The following is a 20,669-nucleotide window of genomic DNA, read 5'->3' as shown; positions in this document are numbered from 1 at the left end:
CGGTTCGCGTTTTTTGTTTCTCTGTTTCTTTGTCTTTTAAGCTGTCTTGGTCACGTCCACCCAGGCCGTGTAGTCGGAGTATTTTTCCAGAGCCGGGATAGTCAAGCGGACAGCGCTGTTGCTTGAGCCAGCTGCCGGGTAGACCTCAGCGTGGCGCTTGAGGGACTCGTCCAAGTAGACCTTGACGCCTGGCTTAACGGCAAAGGGGCAAACCCCGCCTGGAGCGTGGCCGATATAGTCTTCCACCTGGTCAAAAGGAATCATCTTGGCCTTCTTGTGGAAGGTGGCCTTGTACTTGTGGTTGTCAGTCCTGGCTTCCCCCGCCATAACGACTAAGATCGGGGCATCGTCGACCAAAAAGGACAGGGTCTTGGCGATCTGGTCCGGTTCGGTATCCAGAGCCTGGGCGGCCAAAGCCACGGTGGCTGAAGACTCGGGAAGTTCAATTACCTTAACGTCAGTATCTTTGAAAAAATCTTTTACTCTTTCAACTGCCATTGTTTAACCTGCTTTCTCTGCTCAAAAAGCTGATGAATCTAAGATTAGAAATATTTTAAAAAGCAGTATAAACCTTTTTGACCGCGGCGGCAAGCCCGGCGATATCTTCCGGCATCGTCGTGCAGCATCCCCCGACCAGTTTTGCCCCGGCAGCCAGCCAGTCACTCCCTGCCTGGCCAAAGTCCGCGGCTTCTGGCGGATAGACCCACTTTTTAACAGAAGGATCGTATTCCGCCCCGGAATTAGGGTAAACGACGATTGGCAATTTGGAAGCGCGGAGATTTTTCACCACATCGACAGTCCAGGCCAGCTTGAAGCAGTTGGCTCCGGCCGCGAAGACTTGAGGATAGCTGCCAACTTCCTGGACCGCTTCAGCTAAAGGCAGGCCCTCGCTGATAGTGGCCGGGTCTTTTAAGGAAAAGCTGACGTAGACCGGCAGGCCCGGGTAATTAGCCGCCAGATAGTCCAGAATGGCTCTGACTTCGCTCAGCTTGGGCTGGGTCTCAATGGCCAGGCAGTCCACCCCGCCGGCAACCAGTTCTTCAATTCGCGGGGCATGGAAGTCCACGTATTTCTCATGGCTTAAGCCGTAGTCCCCCCGGTATTCACTGCCGTCAGCCAGGTAGGCCCCGTAAGGGCCGACTGAACCGGCCACGTAGTTATGGATGCCGGTCTCTTTCTCAAAGTCGTCTCTGGCTTTAATGGCTATGGCAGCTGACTTCCTGATTAGGGCGCGAGCCGCGTCCTCACTTAATCCGTGCTTCATGAAGGCCGGCAGGCTGGCCTGGTAGCTGTCGGTGATCGTAACCCGGGCACCGGCCTTGAAGTACTCCTGGTGGACCCGGTAGACCAGGTCGGGGTTGTCCTGTAGGGCCCGGGCGGTCCAGAGGTCAGAATTGGTGTCTTCGCCCCAGGCTTCTAAGGGCGTGGACATGGACCCATCCAAAGTCACCGGGCCTTGGGCCAGAAGAGTTGGTAAATCTGCCATCGTTTTTTCCTCCATCATGTGCTATCATGTTACTGTTTATTTTAATAAAAAACTAATCTGTTTTGAAGAGGTATTTTTATGGCTCAACAAGAAAAAGTCGACCACCTCGAGCGGAAGATGGAGGCCCGGCACATTCAGATGATCTCCCTGGGCGGGGTCATCGGGACCGGTCTCTTCTTAAGCTCGGGCTATACCATCAGCCAGGCTGGCCCAATTGGCACGATTATTGCCTATTTCTTCGGGGCAATCCTGGTTTACGCCGTCATGCTCTGCTTAGGTGAATTGTCAGTGGCCATGCCCTACACGGGTTCCTTCCACGTTTACGCTAAAAATCTGCTTAACCCGGCCACCGGCTTCACGGTCGCCATTCTCTACTGGCTGACCTGGACTATTGCCCTGGGCAGCGAGTTCACCGCGGCGGGGATCATCATGCGGCACTGGTTTCCAAGCGTCCCCGTCTGGATCTGGAGCCTGGTTTTCATGATTTTGATTTTCCTCTCCAACTTCTTCTCGGTCAAGATTTTCGCTGAAAGCGAGTTTTGGTTCGCGGCCGTCAAGGTAACCGCCATCGTCGCTTTTATCATTTTAGGGGGACTGGCAGTCGTTGGGGTTATTCCTTTAAAAGGCAGCCAGGGGGCGCCAGGCTTGACCAACCTGACTAAAGACGGCTGGTTTCCGACTGGTTTTGGTGGAGTTTTTACCACCATGCTCACGGTCAACTTCGCCTTCTCAGGAACAGAACTGATCGGGATCACGGCCGGGGAAGCCAAGGAGCCGGAAAAGACCCTGCCTAAGGCCATCCACACCACTTTATGGCGGCTGATCATCTTCTTTATCGGTTCCATCTTCATCATGGCCTGCCTTATCCCCTACAAGCAGGCCGGCGTTACCGAAAGTCCCTTCGTCCACGTCTTTAACATGATGGGGATTCCTTTTGCCAGCGATTTGATGAACTTCGTCGTTTTGACGGCCATCATCTCCGCCGGCAATTCCGGCCTCTACGCCTCAACCAGAATGCTCTGGTCCTTGGGCAATGAGGGAACTATCCCGGTTGTTTTCGCCAAGACCAACAAAAGAGGAATCCCGGCTGTCGCCTTGCTGGTAAGCATGCTGGGCGGGGTCTTCTCCCTTTTGACCAGCGTCTACGCGGCTGACACGATCTACCTGGTCCTGGTTTCCATCTCCGGCTTGGCGGTGGTCTTCGTCTGGATGGCGATCGCCCTGTGCCAGCTCAAGTTCCGGCAGAAGTGGCTGAAAGAAGGGCATACGGAAGGCGAGCTCAAGTTCAAGACTCCTCTCTATCCCTTCACGCCTTGGTTTGCCTTTATCGCCAGCCTGGCCTCCTGCCTTTTGATCTGGTTTGACCCTTCCCAGAGGGTAGCCTTGTACGCGACGATTCCTTTCGTCATCTTCTGCTACATCGCCCACCACTTCTATGCCAAGTATCAGGAGAAAAAGCAGACCAGCCTTTAACAGAGCGCCTTCGGGCGCTTTTCTTTTTGCCCGGGGAATCGAATCAAATCAAGTCAATCAAATCAAATCTAATCAAATCACATCATTGACGAGATTGACGCGATTCGCTAAAATATGATTAGATTCAAACTAGTAAAAAGGAGGACCGCCATGCTTACACCAAACGATTCCAGCAGCTTTGAAAACCAGCTTTCTCCCCGGCAGGACTTGACCTTTAACTCCCTGCAGGCCCTTTTTGACCAGCAGGGTCTGCCCTTTACCCCGCCGTCCAGCCAGTTTGGCATCCTCCAGTTCAGTAATTTCGACCTCCTGGTCTCTGACCAGTGCCCTTATACGATCAAGTGCGCTGTTTTTAAGGGACGTGACCAGGATGAATTCCTGGACCGGCAGGAGTTTACCGGGTCCCTGGCGGCCCAATTCCAGCAGGTCTACGCTTTTTTGGAAAAGCACAACCCCGTAGAGAGCCAGATCAAGGGCCTTTACCGGGAAGACCGGCCAGCCTACCCCAAGCAAGCCTTAAGAGAAGCCTTGATGAACGCGATTATCCACAGGGACTACAGCAATCCGGCCAGCAGTCTGATCAACTTATACACAGACCGGGTGGAATTCATTTCTTTTGGTGGCCTCATGCCCGGGATTACCCTGGAAGACATCCAGCTGGGCCTGTCAGTTTGCCGGAACAAGCGCCTGGCTGACCTCTTTTACCAGCTGAAGCTGGTGGAATCTTACGGAACAGGGTTAGCCAGAATCAAGAGTGCCTACAAGGGCAGCCGCCTTGCGCCCCAGATTTTGGCCGCTCCCAGCTCTTTTAAGGTAGTCCTGCCCCATTACGAGGCGGCTGTCAAAGCGGCCCCCAAGCCGGTCAAAAAGGCGGCTGGGCCTGCCCCCTCCCCTAGCCCAGCTCCCAAGCCAAAGGCCAGGGCAAGCGGCAATGAAGAAGCCGTTTTGGCTTTTGGCAAAGAACATGGGGAATTTATCAGAAGCGACATTGAGGAGCTCTTAGGGGTCAGCCCGGCTACGGCGACCCGGCTCTTGCGGCAGATGGAAAACAGCGGCTTGGTCCTCAAGCGGGGCAAGGCCAAGGCCATCCGCTACCGGATCAGCGAAAATTCCTAAGCAAACAGTTCAGTTCCTGCCTAAACGTGCTAACATAGGTAGGGACTTTTTTCATCCAAAAAATTACAATCCATATAGAAATCTGGCAATAATCATGCAACAATTTACTCCGATTCTTTTAGGCAGCGACATCAACGTTTACGGGATGGCCCGGTCCTTCCATGAGGCTTACGGGATCAAGGTCCAGGCCTGGGGCGCGTCCACTTTGGCCCCGACCCGGTATTCAAAGATCGTTGACATCGAGGTTCACCCCGGCTTTACTGAAGACCCGGAATTCATCAAGGTCATGCGCGAGAAGATCAAGGAATACAAGAATCACCCGGAACCGGTGATCTTGATCTCTTGTGGGGACGGCTACTCAGAGCTTTTAGCCAAGCACAAGCAGGAGCTGGAAGAGGCCTTCATCGTTCCTTATATCGACTACTCCCTCTTAGAGAAGCTGATCTCTAAGGAGGGCTTCTACGAGGTCTGTGAAGAATACGGCCTGCCTTACCCGAAGACCAAGATCATCACTATGGCCGCTTACAAGGACGGTTCTTACGCCGACGTGCCTTTCCCCTTCCCGGTCGCTTTAAAGCCGGAGGACCCGGTTTCCTGACTGGACGTCCAGTTTGAAGGGCGGAAGAAGGCTTTTGTCATCAAGGACATGGCGGAATTCAAGGATATTGTGGGCAAGATCTACAAGAATGGCTATAAAGCAGACTTGATCCTGCAAGACTTTATCCCAGGCGACGACTCCAACATGCGGGTCTTGAATGCTTATGTGGATAAAAACCACAAGGTCAAGATGATGTGCTTGGGCCACCCGCTCTTGGAAGACCCGGACCCGATCGCTATCGGCAACTACATGGTGATCGCGCCGGACTATGACGAGAAGCTCTACCAGACTGTCCAGGCCTTTTTGGAAAAGATCAACTACACGGGCATGGCCAACTTCGACATCAAGTACGACGTCCGCGACGGCCAGTACAAGTTCTTTGAAATCAACCTCCGGCAAGGCCGGTCCAGCTTCTACGTCACTTTGAACGGCTACAACCTGGCCAAGTGGTATGTGGACGACTATGTGGAAGACTCACTTAAAGACCAGCCAGTTGTTTACGGCAACCATGATCCGGCCAAGCACAAGCTCTGGTTAGGCGTGTCAGCTAAGATTTTTGAACAATACGCGGTCGACTCCCTGGCCAAAAAGGAAGCATTGGCGCTTCTCCGGGCCGGCAGAGTGGGCACCACGGTCTTCTATAAACCGGACATGAACGTCAAGCGCTGGCTCTTGATGAAGCACATGTACCACAACTACTACAAGGATTACCAGAAGTACTTCAGGGTCAATAAAGAACAGTACTTCGAGAAAAAGAAGTAAGAAGCATAAACTTATGCACAAGAAAAAGAGGAAGCTCACTTGAGTTTCCTCTTTTTTGCATGATATTTTTCTGTCCTGTTTAAAAGCTGTGGATAATCCGCAGGCAGATGTGCAGGGCTTTTGCTTGGGAATCTTGGCCCCAATCGCGGTCATCATAGGCCTCTACGTTAGCCAGGGAATCAGCCGTGTAAAGCAGCTGGCCGAATTCAACGCCGCGTTTGGCGCTAACAGCGGCCATTGAGGCGCACTCCATCTCTACCACCTGGCAGCCTTCGCTGCGCCGGTATTCAACCATGTCCTTGGTTTCCCGGAAAAAGCCGTCAGTCGTCCAGGTCGTGCAGTGTTCAAAGGGCAGTCCCTGCTCTTTTAAGCCTTGGCCGATTTTTTCAACAGCTGCTGGATCAAGGTCCACGTAGCGGCTGGCTGGCAGGTACTTGTAAGAAGTGCCTTCATCTCTTAAAGCCCGGGTCGGGATCAAGAAGTCGTTTTCCTTGATGTCCACCAAGGTCCCGCAAGAGCCAACAGCCAGAAACTTTCGGCAGCCAAGGGCGATCAAGGCATCCATGAACTGCGCCGCCGCGGGACCGCCTAATGGCGCCCGGCATAAGCACAGCTGCTCACCTTGGTTCTCAATGACATAGATCGGCCGCAGGCGGTCAATCGTAATAAAGTGGTCAGCCACTGTTGCCTTAACTTGCTCGGCATACTTATCGACTTCGTCTCCTAAGAAGGCAAAGAGGCATTTTTCCGGCAGCCTTACGCCTTCATTATCATGGCCTGGTTTCAGAACCTCCTGGGAAACTGGGTCGTATTCCAAAATCGGCAATTCGTTTTTCTCGATCATAATCTAGTCCTTTCCAGTTTAAGCAAGTTAAAGTATAGCAAATTTTTGCCAAAAGAAAGGAGTCAGTTCCGGATTGGAACTGGCTCCTTTTTGGATGCAGAGATTAAGTTGAGATGATGACTAAGCGTGGAATTCGATTACGATGCAAACCATAGCGTTGCTGCCAGTGCCGTAGTGGCCTACGCCGATGTAGGCAGTGTGGTTGCCGGAGTCGACCATCATCGTGTAGTGTTCGTAAGTACCGCTGATGTTGGTGATGTTCTTTCTAGTCTTCTTAACGACGATTGCTTGGTAGTCATCCTTTTCTGCCTGCATGTTTTCAGTGAAAGTGCTGGTCAGGCTGGACTTCATTTCAGCCGTAGCGTCGCCGCTTTGCGCGTTGTAGTAGCAAGCGTGCAGGGTTTCGCCGCCGTGGTAGATGATCTTGCCGTTAACGATCGGGTAGGTGTTGAGGTAGCTTGGCAGGGAGTTGTAGCCGGAGTGGTCGTAAGTCCCGGTAGTAACGTACTGCTTTGCCTTGGCAGTAGCCCGCTTGTCAAGAACGGCGTTGTACTTGGAGCTCATCTTGACTGCCTTGACGCCTGCCTTAGCCCGGAAGCTGTTGACAACGTTCAAAGCTGCCTGACGGAGTTGGCTTTGGCTGCTCAGACTGCTGTCGGTGCTGGCCTTAACGGCTGCCTTCTTGGTGTTGTTAGCCTTGTAGGTGATGTTAACAGTCTGGCTCTTAGTCTTTGAGCTTACCTTGACTGCCTTGACAGTCTTGGTGCTGGCCTTGTAGCCGGCAGCCTTAGGAGCCTTGTAGGACTTCCAGCTGGAAGTGGTCCACTTGCGGCCCTTCTTCTTTAAAGTAGCAGTTTGCTTAACCTGGCTGTACTTGCCTGGCTTGTAAACCTTGATGGTCCGGGTAACCTTCTTGGTAGTGGTCTTAGCGTAAACCGGATTCGTGGTCGTGGTTGCCAGCCCGAGGAGGGCTGCCAGAGCTGCTAAAACTGTGATTTGCTTTCTCATAATAGATCACCTATTTCCACTTAATTTCTGCTATTAGTTATCTCTTATCTTTCAACTAGAATTATAGCAGGGTTTTAAGGAAAAAGTTATAGTTTCTTGGTATTTTTTATAAGCTTTTACTTATCAGTGTAAAAATGAGGCTTCTTTCTCAGTATTCAAGAATCTATAACCGTTGATTTATCAAACTTTAAGCCCACTAACTTATCCAGCTGCTCTAAAGCACTGATTTAAAGCCAATGTAAAGGGATGCAAGATTTATTTTTGAATATTTCTAATTAGTTTAAACTTATCAAAAATATAATGATTAACCTAACACATTTTCTAACCAGCAAAACCGTCAAGTTATCACTATAACCATAATCTTAAAAGTTGCATTTACAGGCCCACTATAACTATTAGCTGAAAATTATTATTTAAAACTAATGAGATAAACCGGATACAACAGCGGTTTGATTATCTAAAAGTTATTATCATAATCTGCCGACGCTTTTTAAGGCAAAAAAACAGGCCGCTGCTTATCTTTTTTAAGCAACAGCCTGTGGCACATTATTTTTGCAATTAAAACTCAATGTCAATATGAATCTTGATTCTGCCTTGAATACTCATAAAACTCACCTCCTAAGCTATTTATCTGCTTGTTAATGCCGCCAAACTTCATCTCCAAATACAATTCTATTCATTCAAGAACCACCTCTTCTTTATCAACTTTTGTATTTTAGTATAGCCAGCTAGAAAAGACATATAAGCAAAAAGTCAGATCTGCAAGTGAAATTGCAAATCTGACTTTCTCACATATGTTCCTGTAAAAACTTCTCAACTTCCTGCCCGTACTCCGGCATCCCCAGCAAGTAGCAGTTTTTAACAGCCAGCCGGCAATTTTCCAGCCTTTCTTCCTTAGGCTCCGCTTGGTAAGCCAGCAGATTTTCAAAAAATAGCAGGGAGTTCTTATAGAAAAACAGCTCCGGCCTGGTCGGAATCTGCTTGCCGGCCTCGATAAAGTACTCCGCCCCACTGGACTGCCGCAGGTCCGCGAAATCAGACAAGAGATTGTCGATGATCGCCAATAGCGCTACCTGGATATCCACATCCCTGGTCTGCCGGTACTTTTCCACAATTTGCCGGCTGAGATAACGATTGCTGTCCAAGTCATAGAAATCCATGAAATTGCAGTAGAGCATCAGCTTCTTTTTATCAAAGCTGGCGATGTTAAAAATCTTCTCCTTAATTCTTTGCCGCAGGGCTTCATCACCATCTTTATCGTCTTTCACCGTTTCCATCCAGCCCGCGACGATCAAAAGCTGCTCTTCCTTGTCCGGGAAATTGCTGGCTTGCACCTCTTGAAACAGTTCCTGAAAATCGGCCTGGCTGCCGTGGTAGTAAGCCTGCATCAGCCTGGCCCGGAGGTCCTTCTCCCACTTCTTCTGCCGGCCGGCTTCTACCTCCAGGTGACTAAAGAACTCCCACAAGGGAATCTGGTTCGCCTCCAGCAATTTCAACAGGTCTTCCGCGCTAATCCGGTTCAAGCCCTTCTCAACTTTTGAATAAAAAGAAGGACTGATCACCTCTCCCGCCCATGCCTTCTGCGTTTTCCCCTGCTCCAGCCGGTATTTTTGCAATAATTCCCCGATTTTCATCTTTTTCCTCCAAAGTCAAATATGCCATTTTCCGTTGCCCAGCCGCCAGTCCCCTATCATTGGTAAAAAACTATTTACGAAAGCTGGTTCAACGATGAATTCTTTTCTCAAAAATAAAAATTTCCGCCGCTTCGCTACAGGTGGTCTTCTGTCTGCCGCTGGCGATGTCTTCTTCTACCTTGCCTTCATGACTTACGCCAGTCAGCTGCGCAATTACTCCCTGGCCATCTCACTGATTGCCATTTCTGAAGCCGTGCCAAAATTTCTGGAAATCTTTGCCGGATACCTGGCAGACAAGACCCGGCACAAGTTCCGCAATATCGTGCTGACCGCGCTTTTCCGCTGCCTCTTTTACGCCCTGGCTGCCCTCTTGCTGGCTTCCAGGGCTGACCAATGGAAGCTCCTGCTGGCCATCATCACCATCAACTTTTTGTCTGACCTTTGCGGCTCTTACTCTTCAGGGCTCATAGTTCCGCTTGTGGTCGACCTGGTCGGAGAAGATGACTTTGGTGAAGCTGAAGGCTTTGTCAGTGGCTGCAAGCAGATCATCGACATTCTGGCCCAGTTTGCCGGCGCGGGCCTCATTTTGGTCCTTTCCTACGCTGCTTTAGCCTGGATCAACTCGCTGACCTTTTTGCTGGCCGCCATCCTTTTTGCCTTAGTTGGCCGGCAAGCCGCCCCGGTTCAAACCGAAACAGCTGAAACTCCAGCTTTTTGGCCAGCCATGCGGCAGGCCTACCAGCAAGCCAAAAAGCAGACAGGACTCTTAACCGTAGTCCTTGTATTAGCAGTAATCAATGCTTCTTTAACCGCGATTGAGCCCCTGTTTTCAATCACTCTGGCTGCTCATAAAAGCAGCATGGTCATCTCCAGCTACAGCTTTACCCTGGCCTTGACCAATGTGGCCGCGGCAATTGGAGCGGCCAGCGGGAGCCTTTTTGGCCAAAAAGTATTCCACTCTATCAGCATTTTCCCTTTAGCCAGCTGGACTGCCTTGTGCAGCCTACTGACAACGCTGAGTTTGTTTTGCCAAAACGGCTGGTTGACCGCTCTTCTTTTCGGACTCTTGGCCGCTTTAGCCAGTGCTGTTTCCATTAAAATGACCCAATGGCTGGTGACCAGCGTCGACCGGCAGATTTTGGCTTCAACCGTTGGCCTATTGAACACTATTTTAATGGCCGCCAGTCCCTTGATCACCACTCTGATCACAAGCATTTCCAGCATCAACCTGGCCTGGGCAATTATCAGCCTGCTGGCCTTGGAAGTCGCCGCCTTAGCGGTACTGCTCATTCTCAACCAGCGGCAATTATTTAAAATCTCTGCTTAACAGGTGTCCATTAACTTGGACGCCTGTTTATTTTTTGCCTCTTTAGTCATCAATTATATCTTAAAAACAAAAGTGTAATCTGCAAAATAAAAAATTTGGCACTTTTTCTTGTATTAGTAAGTGGAGGGAAAAACTGACCTCCTAGTTAAGGAGAAACCATGGCAAAAAGAAAATCACAGCAGACTCATGGCACCAATGACCTGGTTGAAAAAATTCTGCTGGACAAGAATGAAGTGTTCGCTGACGTATTAAATGGCTTCATTTTTAATGGTAAGCAGGTCATCAAGCCAGGGATGCTGGCAAACACCAACACGCTTAGCTACTACAAAGCTAGCGGGAAGATTCACAGCCAAGACCGAGATGTGGCCAAGCTGCTGACGATCGGTAAGAAGAAGTTTGTTATTTCGCTAATTGGCATTGAGAACCAGACCCGGCCGGACAAGAACATGCCGGCGCGGGTGATGAATTATGATGCCGCGGCCTACCGCTACCAGCTCACCAAAAGCAAAAGGCTCTACCCCGTGCTCACACTGGTGGTATACTACGGGAAAGAAGCTTGGAACTACAGCCGAAATTTGCTGGGGAACATCAATATGAAGAAGCTGCCCGAAGAGATTCGGCCACTGATCAGCGATTACGAGATCAAAGCTTTTTACCGGATCAGTGATTTGTCTGCGCAAGAGCTGGACAAGCGCTTCAAGAGTGCCTTCTTCTGCCTGGCAGAATACTTCATCCAGACCAATGCTGGTGAAGAATACCACCCAAGCGCCAAAAAGCTGTCAGTAGAAGATATCATGCTTCTTTTGGACATGATGAATGCCCTGTCGGGCACGCATGCTTTTGATGATTTAATCAAGGAACTGGAAAAAAGAGATAAGAACGAGGTGACTACCATGACTGAAGTAATGCCACAATTTATCCAGGTCAAGCTTGACCAGGCCAAGAAGGAAACGACTGAAGAAGTGACTAAGGAAACGACCGAGAAGGTAACGCAAGACTACTTGCGCAACATTTTGAACACCACCAACTTAACTCCAGACGGAGCCATGGACCTCCTGGGCATCCCCGAGGCAGACCGGCCGATGTACAAGAAGCTGCTCAAGAAGAAGTAAGCAAAAAAGCGGACAAGTTTGCCTTGTCCGCTTTTCTTACGCATTTATTTTATAATTCATCGCCGTTTGAAGCGATAACCTTTTGGTACCAGTAGTATGAATCCTTAGGAAGACGCTTAAGCGTACCTTCGCCCTTGTCATCACGGTCAACATAGATGAAGCCATACCGCTTGGACATTTGACCAGTCCCGGCAGAAACGCAGTCAATGCAGCCCCAGGTCGTGTAGGCACGCAGGTCAACCCCATGTTCAACCGCCTTGTCCATCGCCTTGATGTGCTTTCTCAAGTAGTCAATCCGGTAATCGTCATGAACAGTACCATCTTCCAGCTTGTCAACGGCACCAAGACCATTTTCAACAACCATCATCGGGATGCCATAACGGTCATACATCTTTTCCAAGTACAGTTGCAGGCCGTCTGGGTCAGTTGACCAGCCCCATTCAGAGTATTCAAGATATGGGTTCTTAGCGCCAGCAGCGAAGTTACCCTTAGCCTTTTCGCCAACATCATGGGTGGTAACCATGTTTGACATGTAGTATGAGAAGGTGTACATGTCAACTTTACCTTCCTTCATGATTTCAAGGTCGCCATCTTCAATCTTCAAGTGAACATTGTGTTCATCCCATAAGCGCTTGGCAAAACTTGGGTATTCACCCTTAGCTTGCGCGTCAGCACAGTAAAGCTGGGCCAATTCTTCTTCGTAGCGGGCAGCTATAGCATCCTTTGGGTCAGGCGTGCCTGGGTAGTAGACAGAACCGGCGATCATGTTCCCGATCATGAAGTCTGGGTTGATCTTGTGGCCTGCAACAACTGCCTTGGCAGAAGCAACGAATTGGTGGTGCAGCTTTTGGTAAGCCTTTTGGTAATCTTCATCAGATGCGTTGCCATCGCCCACCATCTTCAAGAACATCAAGGATGAGTTGATTTCGTTGAAGGTCAGCCAGTACTTAACCAGGTCCTTGTATTCCTTGAACAAGGTCGTTGCGTACTTGACATAGAGGTCAATCATCTTGCGGTCTTGCCAGTCGTTGTACTTTTCACCTAAAGCCAATGGGTCTTCATAGTGGGAAATAGTAACTAATGGTTCAATCCCGTTCTTCTTCAGTTCTTCAAAGACTCTGCGGTAGAAGTCAAGGCCTTCCTGGTTTGGCTTGTCTTCTTCGCCAGTTGGGAAAATCCGCGTCCAGGCAATGGAGGTTCTGAATACCTTAAAGCCCATGTCGGCAAACATCTTGATGTCTTCCTTGTAGTGGTGGTAAAAATCAATCGCTACATGGTTCGGGTAGTATTCATTGTCAAAAATCTTACCCTTGGCGCCCTTTGGCAAGGAGCTGGCAAACATCCCGGCTACCTTGCCGTCCTTGCCATCCAGGGTATAAGTCAAGTAGCGCGGGCTTTCCAGAGAGCCGGCCGTGGTGATGTCAGTCACTGACAAGCCCTTGCCGCCTTCGTTGTATCCACCTTCAACCTGGTTGGCCGCTACCGCGCCGCCCCACAAAAAGTCTTTTCTGAAATGAGCCATTATTTTTTCCTCCTAAATTGTAAGTTCAGGTTTATTGCCGTCTAAATATTTTTCCTACAAGCAGTATGGTATCATAGGAGAAAGCGATTACGCCCCATTTCTTAAAGCACTTAGGGACGATTTATAAAGGAGAAAAACATGCCCATTGCTTACGAAGAAGTCGACAACCTCACCCGCCTCCCCTTCAAATTTTTTAAAAAATCAAGTTATGCGCCTAAATCACCCACCCACTGGCATACCGGGATCGAAATTGATTATCTGGTATCTGGGGAAGACTTCAAAGTTGTCATTGCCGGCCAGACCCACCATTACAATTCCGGTGATATCTGGGCTATTGACCGCTCACAGATTCATGCCGCGACGGGGCACAAAGACCGGTCTTATTATGTTATGGGGATGATTATTGACAATAACTTTTTAGAAAAAGAATATCCTTCCAGTAAGAATTGGCGGATCAAAATGGGCCATATCAGCCGCGATACTGCCAGCTACCGGCAATTGAGAAAAAATCTGATTGCCATCGCTGAACTCGTCGACCAACCGATCAGTGACAGCATCCGTTTTTTAATTTTGAGCGAATTTTTTCAAATGATAGCCCTGATCGACAGCGAATATACTGAAAAAACGGACATCACCACCCCGCCCAACCAATCATTGGCTGACACGGTGATCGCCTACATCGCCAACAACTCTTCCACCAATATCACGGCCCAAAGCATCGCTGAACATTTTAGGGTTTCGCAAGTGACTTTAAATAAAGAATTGAGCCAAGTGACAAAACTTCCTTTAGGCAAATACTTAAAGCAAGTCCGGCTCATGCATGCCAGATACCTCTTGCTGAGCACGAACTATTCCGTCGCCTACATTGCCAATTACTGCGGCTTTTCTTCGGCCAAAGTTTTGGAACGCAATTTTAAAGCCTGGAAAGAAATGACCCCCAGCCAATATCGCAAGGCCTTCAGCAAATATTTCAATGAATGAAAAAACGGGCAAGCCAAACTTGCCCGCTTTTTGTTTAACCTGCAGTATTGCTTAAATGAATCTCCCGGTCAAATAACTGCCGCATCTCTTCAGTCAAGTTGTGCGCGATAAAAATAATCGTTGCGTCCGTTTGCAGCAGATTCTGCAAAATTTCCAAGCCATTATGCGCATCAATGGCTGAAGTGCCTTCATCAATGAAAATCAGCTGGCTGTCATGGATTTGTGCTCTGGCCAAAACCACTTTTTGCCGCTGGCCGCCAGACAGGGCATGCTTGCCTTGATCGAGTTCCGTATCTACTCCTGCCGGGAATTTAGCCAGATCTTTTTCCAAATTCACCTGCTTAACAAAGTGCATTACCCGGTCATTCAGCTTGGAGTTGAACATTGTAATATTTTCCTTGATTGTACCCGGAAAGAGAACCGGATCTTGCGGAACATAGCCGATTTGAGACAGGTCTGGCTGTTTGATTTCCTGACCAGCTTCGTTTTTAAAACAAATCTTTCCAGTTGCCAATGGCAACTCCTGCAGGATCAGTTTAAAAAGCGTAGATTTTCCAGTCCCACTGTCCCCTGACAATAAGATTTTTTCTCCCCGCTTGATTTGAAAATCCGGATAAGTGATTTTTTCTTCATTGCTAAAAGCTACAGACAAGGCTTGAACTGACAATGACTGAAAGTGGTCCAAACTTTCTATCTTTTCTGAGTGGTCAGTCTGGACTGCAAGCTGCTCTCTGAGCTTGGCGTTTAAAGTTTTGCTTGACTGCAAAACAGTATATTGGTTGACCACTACCCCCAGTTCAGTAAAAATCGTGCTGGCAAAGTTGCCAATGCTAAAGAAGACACCGAAATTCATCCGGCCAGTAATAATCAAGACACCTGACACCAGCAAAATTAAAGCTTGTGACAGCATGTTTGCGGCATTGTTGACGCCGCTGGCAAATTGCATCTGGCCAGACCGTCTGACATTGGCATCTTCAAGTTGCTTTCCTTGAGCTGTCGTCACTGCCAAAAGCTTCTGCTTGACATGATATCTCTGCAAAACGCTCAAACCGCTAAACCATTTTTCCAGCATATCGAGATAACGCTTGTTTTTATTAGAAATATCATCGGTAGCCTTTTGCAAAGCTGGAGATAAAAAACGTGGCATAAAAAACATCAAGACTGCAAGAAGCAGAATTACCAGCAATAAAAGCCAGCTGTAGGTAAAGACGATGATTGAGGAAAGGACTACATCCAATCCACAAGCGGCAATTTTCAGCCATGGAGCCAGAAAATTTTCCCCCAGCATATTTAAATCTTGGGTCAAACTGTTTTGAACGCTAGAAACTTTCGGTGCCTTGTTACCACTGTTGTAGATTTTTTCCACTTCAGCAGACCGAAGCTTGTGGAAATACTCTTGGGTCTGTTTATCATACAAATAATTGGCTCTATAAGACAGGCCGCTGCCGATAGCATCAACCACAAAATTGATCCCGATAATTGACACGAAAAGCAGCAGGTTTCCTTTGCGCAAGCTGTCCCCCAGCAGCGTCAGCAAGGCATTGTTGCCGGCAAGAAGCGCGCTGCCGCCAATAACTAAAAGAATAATCGCGATAAACCTAACTCGATTGCCCTTGATAAAATCTGAATAATACAAAACACTCACAACCTTTTTAAAGAATTCTCCCCCATGTTTTCATGCGTTAAGTATATATTAAAAAATAAAAAAGTTAAGTACATTTTTTCATTTTTACAACAAAAAAACTACCCGGCAATAACCAGGTAGTTTCCTCGGCGGAGAAAATTCCGCTTATTTTATTCGTATTCGATAGTTGCCGGCGGCTTGCTCGTCACGTCGTACAGTACGCGGTTAACCTGCTTGACTTCGTTGACGATCCGCACGGAGATCTTCTGCAGAACATCCCATGGAATCTGGGCAAAGTCAGCCGTCATCCCGTCAATTGACGTAACAGCCCGGATGCAGACAGCGTAGTCGTAAGTCCGGCCGTCGCCCATAACCCCGACGCTCCGCATCCCTGGCAGAGCAACAAAGTATTGCCAAATGCTTTCCTGCAGGCCAGCGTTCTTGACTTCTTCCCGCAAGATCGCGTCCGCGTCCCGGACGATCCGCAGCTTCTCTTCAGTGATCTCCCCGATCACCCGGATAGCCAGACCAGGACCTGGGAACGGCTGCCGCCATACCAAGTCGTGTGGCAGGCCCAGCTTTTCACCCAAGACCCGGACTTCGTCCTTGAACAATTGCCGCAGCGGTTCAATCAGCTTGAACTGCATGTCTTCCGGCAAGCCCCCGACATTGTGGTGGCTCTTGATCGTGTGGGCCGTGTCGGTCCCTGATTCAATCACGTCAGTGTACAAGGTCCCTTGGGCCAGGAACTTGGCGTCCTTGATCTTCTTGGCTTCATCGTTGAAGACCTGCACGAATTCGTTGCCGATGATCTTCCGCTTCTTTTCAGGGTCGGTTACCCCGGCCAGCTTGGACATGAAGCGGTCCTTGGCATCAACTCTGACGATGTTCACGCCCAACCCTTCCTTGAGGGCGGCCATAACTTCATCGCTTTCGTTCTTTCTAAGCAGGCCGTGGTCGACAAAAATCGCCGTCAATTGGCTGCCAATTGCCTTGTGCAAAAGGGTAGCCGTAACGCTGGAGTCAACCCCACCGGAGATCCCAAGGATCACGTTAGCGTCGCCGACTTCTTCTCTGATTGAGTCAACAGACAGCTTGATAAAGTCGTCCATGGTCCAGTTGTCCTTGGCCCCGCAGACGTCAAAAGCAAAGCGGCGCAAGATGTCCAGGCCGTATTCTGAGTTGCGGACTTCTGCGTGGAACTGGATGGCGTAGAACTTCCGGGCTGGGTCAGCCATGGAAGCGATCGGGCAGTTCTTGCTTGAAGCCAGAACTTCAAAGCCTTCTGGCACCTTGGTTACCAAGTCGCCGTGGCTCATCCAGACAACCTGCTTTTCTGGCAGGCCCTTGTAAAGCGGGCTGTCAGCTTCCTTGACTTCAATGTGGGCTGAGCCGTATTCAGCTTCACCGGCCTTTTCCACCGTCCCGCCCAATTTTTGAGTCATCAATTGCATCCCGTAGCAGATGCCCAAGATTGGAATCCCCAGTTCAAAAATTTCCGGATCAACATCCAGGGCATTTTCATCATAAACTGAGTTCGGGCCGCCGGAGAAGATGATCCCCTTAGGAGCGATCTTCTTCACTTCTTCTGCCGTAATCGTGTGCGGCAACAGTTCTGAGTAGATGCCAAAGTCACGGATCCGGCGGGTGATCAATTGGTTGTACTGGCTGCCGAAGTCCAGGACGATGATCTTGTCAAAATTGCTTAAGTCGATTTTTGCCATTAGAAGTCGATACCTCCGTAGTTAGGTGCGGCCTTGCTCATCATAACGTCGTGCGGGTGAGATTCACGCAGGCCGGCGTTTGAGATGCGGACGAATTGGGCGGTTTCAATCAGCTTGTCGATGTTTTCAGCCCCGCAGTAGCCCATACCGGACCGCAGGCCCCCAAGGATCTGGTAAACAACGTTGCTTACCGTACCCTTGTAAGAAACAACAGCTTCGATGCCTTCTGGCACCAGCTTGTTGGCTTCGTTCACGCCGCCTTGGAAGTAACGGTCGCTTGAGCCGTGCTGCTGGGACATGGCGCCAACTGACCCCATACCCCGGTAGGACTTAACCAGACGGCCGTCAGCGCCTTGCTGCACGTCCCCTGGAGCTTCTTCAGTGCCTGACAGCATAGAGCCCAGCATAACCGCGTTGCCGCCGGCTGCCAAAGCCTTAACCACGTCACCTGAGTACTTGATCCCGCCGTCAGCGATGATTGGCTTGCCAAATTCCCGGGCTACGTCAGCCGCGTCGTAAATAGCAGTCAATTGCGGCACGCCGACACCAGCAACCACTCTGGTGGTGCAGATTGAGCCAGGCCCGATACCAACCTTGACTACGTCAACGCCAGCTTCAAACAAGGCCCGGGTGCCTTCGCCAGTAGCCACGTTACCGGCAATCAAAGTGTTGTGCGGGAAGTGGTCGCGGATTTCCTTAATCTTGCGCAAAACGCCGGCTGAGTGGCCGTGGGCCGTGTCGATAACGATCGCGTCAGCACCGGCTTCAAACAGGGCTTCTGCTCTTTCAAAAGTGTCGCTGGTTACGCCGACAGCAGCTGCTACCAAGAGCTTGCCATCCTTGTCAACGGCAGCGTGAGTGTCTTCGGCAGTTACCGGAGTGTTCTTGGCCAGACGAACTTCATCGGCTTGCGCTTGAATTGAAAGGTTCTTGTGGACTACCCCAAGGCCGCCCATCTTAGCCATGGCTGCCGCCATCTTGCCTTCGGTCACCGTGTCCATCCCAGCGGAGATCAAAGGAATGTTCAGCTTCAAGTTTGGTGCCAGCTGGGTTGACAAGTCGACTTCGTTCGGCAGAACGTGACTTTCAGCTGGAATCAAGAGCACGTCGTCAAAAGTAATACCTTCTTTAGCAAATTTGGTTTCCCACAAAGACATGATTTCATCCTTTCAAACAATCGTTGATACTTTTTAATTAATCAACTTTACACGTTTTTCGCCGCCAGGTCAACAAAAAGCGAATCATTCACTTATTTTTTTAATCTTTTAGGACTTTTTGAGCCAAATTAACAATTTTTCAGCGAATCTGATTGAATTAATTCGGTTTTTGCTGTAAGATTTAGCAATAACTTAACAAATGTTTCTACTTATATATCGCTGCGATACGGGCAGCAGTCTCTACCCGGAGCCGTAAACTCCGGACTATAGGTAAAGAAGGGCCGGCTATTGCCGGCGCGGCTTCTTTTGCCTAGTTTTGGTAAAAGGAGCCTTTTTCTTTTTTGTTTTGGAAGGAGTCACATGGAACTTTTAGAAAAACGCATTAAGAAGGATGGCGTCGTTTTACCAGGCGACGTCTTGAAGGTCAACTCATTCTTGAACCACCAGATCGATCCCCAATTGATGATGACCTTGGGCCAGGAATTTGCCCGCCTCTTCAAGGACGCTGGCGTCACCCGGGTCCTCACCGCTGAAGCCAGCGGGATCGCTCCCGGCATCATGGCCGCCTACTGCTTAGGCGTGCCGATGGTCTTTGCCAGAAAGAAGAAGCCTTCAACCGTCACTGACGAGGTCTACACCGCGGAAGTCTTCTCTTACACCAAGCAAGTTACCAACACCATTTCCGTTGAAGCCAAGTTCCTTGACGCAAATGACCGCATCCTGGTTATCGATGACTTCCTGGCCAACGGCGAAGCAGCCAAGGGCTTGATCTCCCTGGCTGAACAAGCCGGCGCTGAAGTAGTCGGCGTGGGCGTTGTCGTGGAAAAGGCCTTCCAGGGCGGCCATGACTGGCTGGTCAACCATGGCTACCACCTGGAAGCTTTGGCCAGCATCAAGGAATTCGCCGACGGGCAAGTCATTTTCAACTAATTTTTGACAGTGGGAGTTATCAAATAAAAATGGATCAAACACAAGAACCTTCACAAGGCCGCTCTTTCGTCCTGGGCCTGCAGCACCTTTTGGCCATGTACTCCGGGGCTGTGGCTGTCCCGATCTTGATCGGCAATGCCCTGCACTTTAACTCAGAGCAATTGACCTACTTGGTCTCCATCGACATCTTCATGTGCGGCCTGGCCACCCTCTTGCAGCTGATGCGCAACCGCTACTTCGGGATCGGCCTGCCAGTCGTTTTAGGCTGCGCCATCCAGGCTGTTGCTCCTTTGGAAATGATCGGGCAGAAGTACTCCATCGGCACCATGTACGGGTCGATCATCGTGGCCGGGGTCTTCGTCTTCCTCATCGCCGGGGTCTTTTCAAAAATCAAAAAGCTCTTCCCGCCAGTTGTCACCGGGACCTTGATCACCACGATCGGTCTGACCTTGATTCCAGTCGGCATCCAGAACCTGGGCGGCGGGTCCGCCACTGCCAAGGACTTCGGTGACCCCAAGAACCTCCTGGTCGGCTTCGTCACTATCTTAGTGATCGTGGCCCTGCAGGCCTTCGCCAAGGGCTTCATCGCCTCAATTTCCGTCTTGATCGGCCTCATCGTTGGCACTCTCCTGGCTGCCTGCCTTGGTATGGTTTCCCTTACCCCAGTTTCCCAGGCAGCCTGGCTGCACTTCCCGCAATTCTTCTACTTTGGCTTGCCAAAGTTTGAATGGTCATCCAGCTTGACTATGATGATCATCGCCTTGGTCTCCATGGTTGAATCAACCGGGGTCTTCTTCGCCTTAGGCGACCTTTTGGGCAAAGACATCACGGAAGATGACCTCAAGCGGGGCTACCGGGCTGAAGGGTTGGCCCAAATCTTCGGCGGCCTCTTCAACACCTTCCCTTACACCACCTTCTCCCAAAACGTCGGCCTGCTGCAATTGTCCGGCATCCGGTCCAAGCGGCCGATCTACTGGGCAGCCGGCCTCTTGATGGCCATGGGCCTTTTGCCAAAAGTCGGCGCCCTGGTCACCATCATGCCAACGGCTGTTTTGGGCGGGGCCATGGTGGTCATGTTCTCCTCCATCGCCGTACAGGGGATCAAGATGCTGCTCAAGGTCGACTTCAGCGACAACCACAACCTTTTGATCGTGGCTATCTCCCTGGGTCTTGGCCTGGGCGTCTCCGTTTACCCAACCATCTTCCAGGCTCTGCCAAGCGAACTGCAGCTCTTCCTGGAAAACGGGATCGTCATCGCCTCAATTTCTTCCGTCCTTTTGAACTTGATCTTCAAGGGCAAAAAGGGCCTGGACGAAAACTAATTTTTGCTGATAATCAGACTAAAAGCTTCTTCACCAAACAAGTGAAGAG

The 20,669-nt window shown here is 49.9% G+C and carries 16 protein-coding genes, 1 pseudogene and 1 riboswitch; of the genes and pseudogenes, 8 read left to right on the top strand and 9 right to left on the bottom strand.

What is annotated here, in order from left to right; translation table 11 throughout:
- Positions 1-36: 36 nt before the first annotated feature.
- Positions 37-498, bottom strand: coding sequence for a YbaK/EbsC family protein (locus ACYVUU_RS01580; RefSeq protein WP_439776012.1), 462 nt, complete (start codon positions 496-498; stop codon positions 37-39).
- Between the two features lie 55 nt (positions 499-553).
- Entirely contained in the window at positions 554-1,486 is a 933-nt protein-coding gene (mmuM, locus tag ACYVUU_RS01575; protein WP_484499769.1) for a homocysteine S-methyltransferase, read from the bottom strand.
- 78 nt (positions 1,487-1,564) lie between these two features.
- Between mmuM and ACYVUU_RS01570 the strand changes: the two genes are divergently transcribed.
- From ACYVUU_RS01570 to ACYVUU_RS01560, 3 genes and pseudogenes are all read left to right on the top strand, one after another.
- Positions 1,565-2,959 (top strand): amino acid permease, encoded by a 1,395-nt coding sequence (locus ACYVUU_RS01570; protein WP_484499768.1) that lies wholly within the window; start codon positions 1,565-1,567, stop codon positions 2,957-2,959.
- A 150-nt stretch (positions 2,960-3,109) separates the two neighbouring features.
- Positions 3,110-4,075, top strand: coding sequence for an ATP-binding protein (locus tag ACYVUU_RS01565; protein ID WP_484499767.1), 966 nt, complete (start codon positions 3,110-3,112; stop codon positions 4,073-4,075).
- Between the two features lie 94 nt (positions 4,076-4,169).
- Positions 4,170-5,435, top strand: a pseudogene (locus ACYVUU_RS01560) (carboxylate--amine ligase).
- 79 nt (positions 5,436-5,514) lie between these two features.
- Here the strand turns inward: ACYVUU_RS01560 and ACYVUU_RS01555 are convergent.
- From ACYVUU_RS01555 to ACYVUU_RS01545, 3 genes are all read right to left on the bottom strand, one after another.
- On the bottom strand, positions 5,515-6,279 hold the full coding sequence (locus ACYVUU_RS01555) for a nucleoside phosphorylase (RefSeq protein ID WP_484499766.1): 765 nt from the start codon (positions 6,277-6,279) through the stop codon (positions 5,515-5,517).
- Between the two features lie 120 nt (positions 6,280-6,399).
- On the bottom strand, positions 6,400-7,287 hold the full coding sequence (locus tag ACYVUU_RS01550) for a mucin-binding protein (RefSeq protein ID WP_484499765.1): 888 nt from the start codon (positions 7,285-7,287) through the stop codon (positions 6,400-6,402).
- A gap of 788 nt (positions 7,288-8,075) precedes the next feature.
- Positions 8,076-8,921 carry a helix-turn-helix domain-containing protein gene (locus tag ACYVUU_RS01545; RefSeq protein WP_439776005.1) on the bottom strand — a complete coding sequence of 282 codons (846 nt, stop codon included), beginning with the start codon at positions 8,919-8,921 and terminating at the stop codon, positions 8,076-8,078.
- Positions 8,922-9,015: 94 nt separating this feature from the next.
- Here ACYVUU_RS01545 and ACYVUU_RS01540 point away from each other — a divergent pair, with 94 nt between their 5' ends.
- A complete protein-coding gene (locus ACYVUU_RS01540; RefSeq protein WP_439776004.1) occupies positions 9,016-10,248 on the top strand; it encodes an MFS transporter in 1,233 nt (410 codons plus the stop codon).
- A gap of 158 nt (positions 10,249-10,406) precedes the next feature.
- Positions 10,407-11,360: an Rpn family recombination-promoting nuclease/putative transposase gene (locus ACYVUU_RS01535; RefSeq protein WP_484499275.1), complete on the top strand. Its 954-nt coding sequence runs from the start codon at positions 10,407-10,409 to the stop codon at positions 11,358-11,360.
- A gap of 49 nt (positions 11,361-11,409) precedes the next feature.
- Here the strand turns inward: ACYVUU_RS01535 and ACYVUU_RS01530 are convergent, their stop codons facing one another.
- Positions 11,410-12,882 carry a glycoside hydrolase family 1 protein gene (locus ACYVUU_RS01530; RefSeq protein WP_484499276.1) on the bottom strand — a complete coding sequence of 491 codons (1,473 nt, stop codon included), beginning with the start codon at positions 12,880-12,882 and terminating at the stop codon, positions 11,410-11,412.
- Between the two features lie 138 nt (positions 12,883-13,020).
- On the opposite strand from ACYVUU_RS01530, the gene ACYVUU_RS01525 reads away from it, so the two are divergent.
- Entirely contained in the window at positions 13,021-13,863 is an 843-nt protein-coding gene (locus tag ACYVUU_RS01525; RefSeq protein WP_439775287.1) for a helix-turn-helix domain-containing protein, read from the top strand.
- Between the two features lie 34 nt (positions 13,864-13,897).
- On the opposite strand, the gene ACYVUU_RS01520 is transcribed toward ACYVUU_RS01525, so the two are convergent.
- The 3 genes from ACYVUU_RS01520 to guaB form a co-directional block, all read right to left on the bottom strand.
- Positions 13,898-15,508 carry an ATP-binding cassette domain-containing protein gene (locus ACYVUU_RS01520; protein WP_484499764.1) on the bottom strand — a complete coding sequence of 537 codons (1,611 nt, stop codon included), beginning with the start codon at positions 15,506-15,508 and terminating at the stop codon, positions 13,898-13,900.
- Positions 15,509-15,657: 149 nt separating this feature from the next.
- On the bottom strand, positions 15,658-17,211 hold the full coding sequence (gene guaA, locus ACYVUU_RS01515; protein ID WP_416724746.1) for a glutamine-hydrolyzing GMP synthase: 1,554 nt from the start codon (positions 17,209-17,211) through the stop codon (positions 15,658-15,660).
- Complete coding sequence (guaB, locus tag ACYVUU_RS01510) at positions 17,211-18,368, bottom strand: IMP dehydrogenase (protein WP_484499763.1); 1,158 nt, start codon at positions 18,366-18,368, stop codon at positions 17,211-17,213. The genes guaA and guaB overlap by 1 nt, the downstream gene beginning before the upstream one ends.
- A gap of 189 nt (positions 18,369-18,557) precedes the next feature.
- Positions 18,558-18,655: riboswitch (purine riboswitch) on the top strand.
- A gap of 73 nt (positions 18,656-18,728) precedes the next feature.
- Here guaB and ACYVUU_RS01505 point away from each other — a divergent pair.
- A complete protein-coding gene (locus ACYVUU_RS01505) occupies positions 18,729-19,298 on the top strand; it encodes a xanthine phosphoribosyltransferase (RefSeq protein ID WP_484499762.1) in 570 nt (189 codons plus the stop codon).
- Positions 19,299-19,327: 29 nt separating this feature from the next.
- Positions 19,328-20,620, top strand: a complete 1,293-nt coding sequence (locus ACYVUU_RS01500) for a nucleobase:cation symporter-2 family protein (RefSeq protein ID WP_484499761.1) — start codon at positions 19,328-19,330, stop codon at positions 20,618-20,620.
- Positions 20,621-20,669 lie beyond the last annotated feature (49 nt).

Source organism: Lactobacillus sp. WILCCON 0058, from assembly GCF_057198005.1.
The sequence above is the reverse complement of the archived record's forward strand: the minus strand, read 5'-3'. Positions and strand labels throughout refer to the sequence as shown.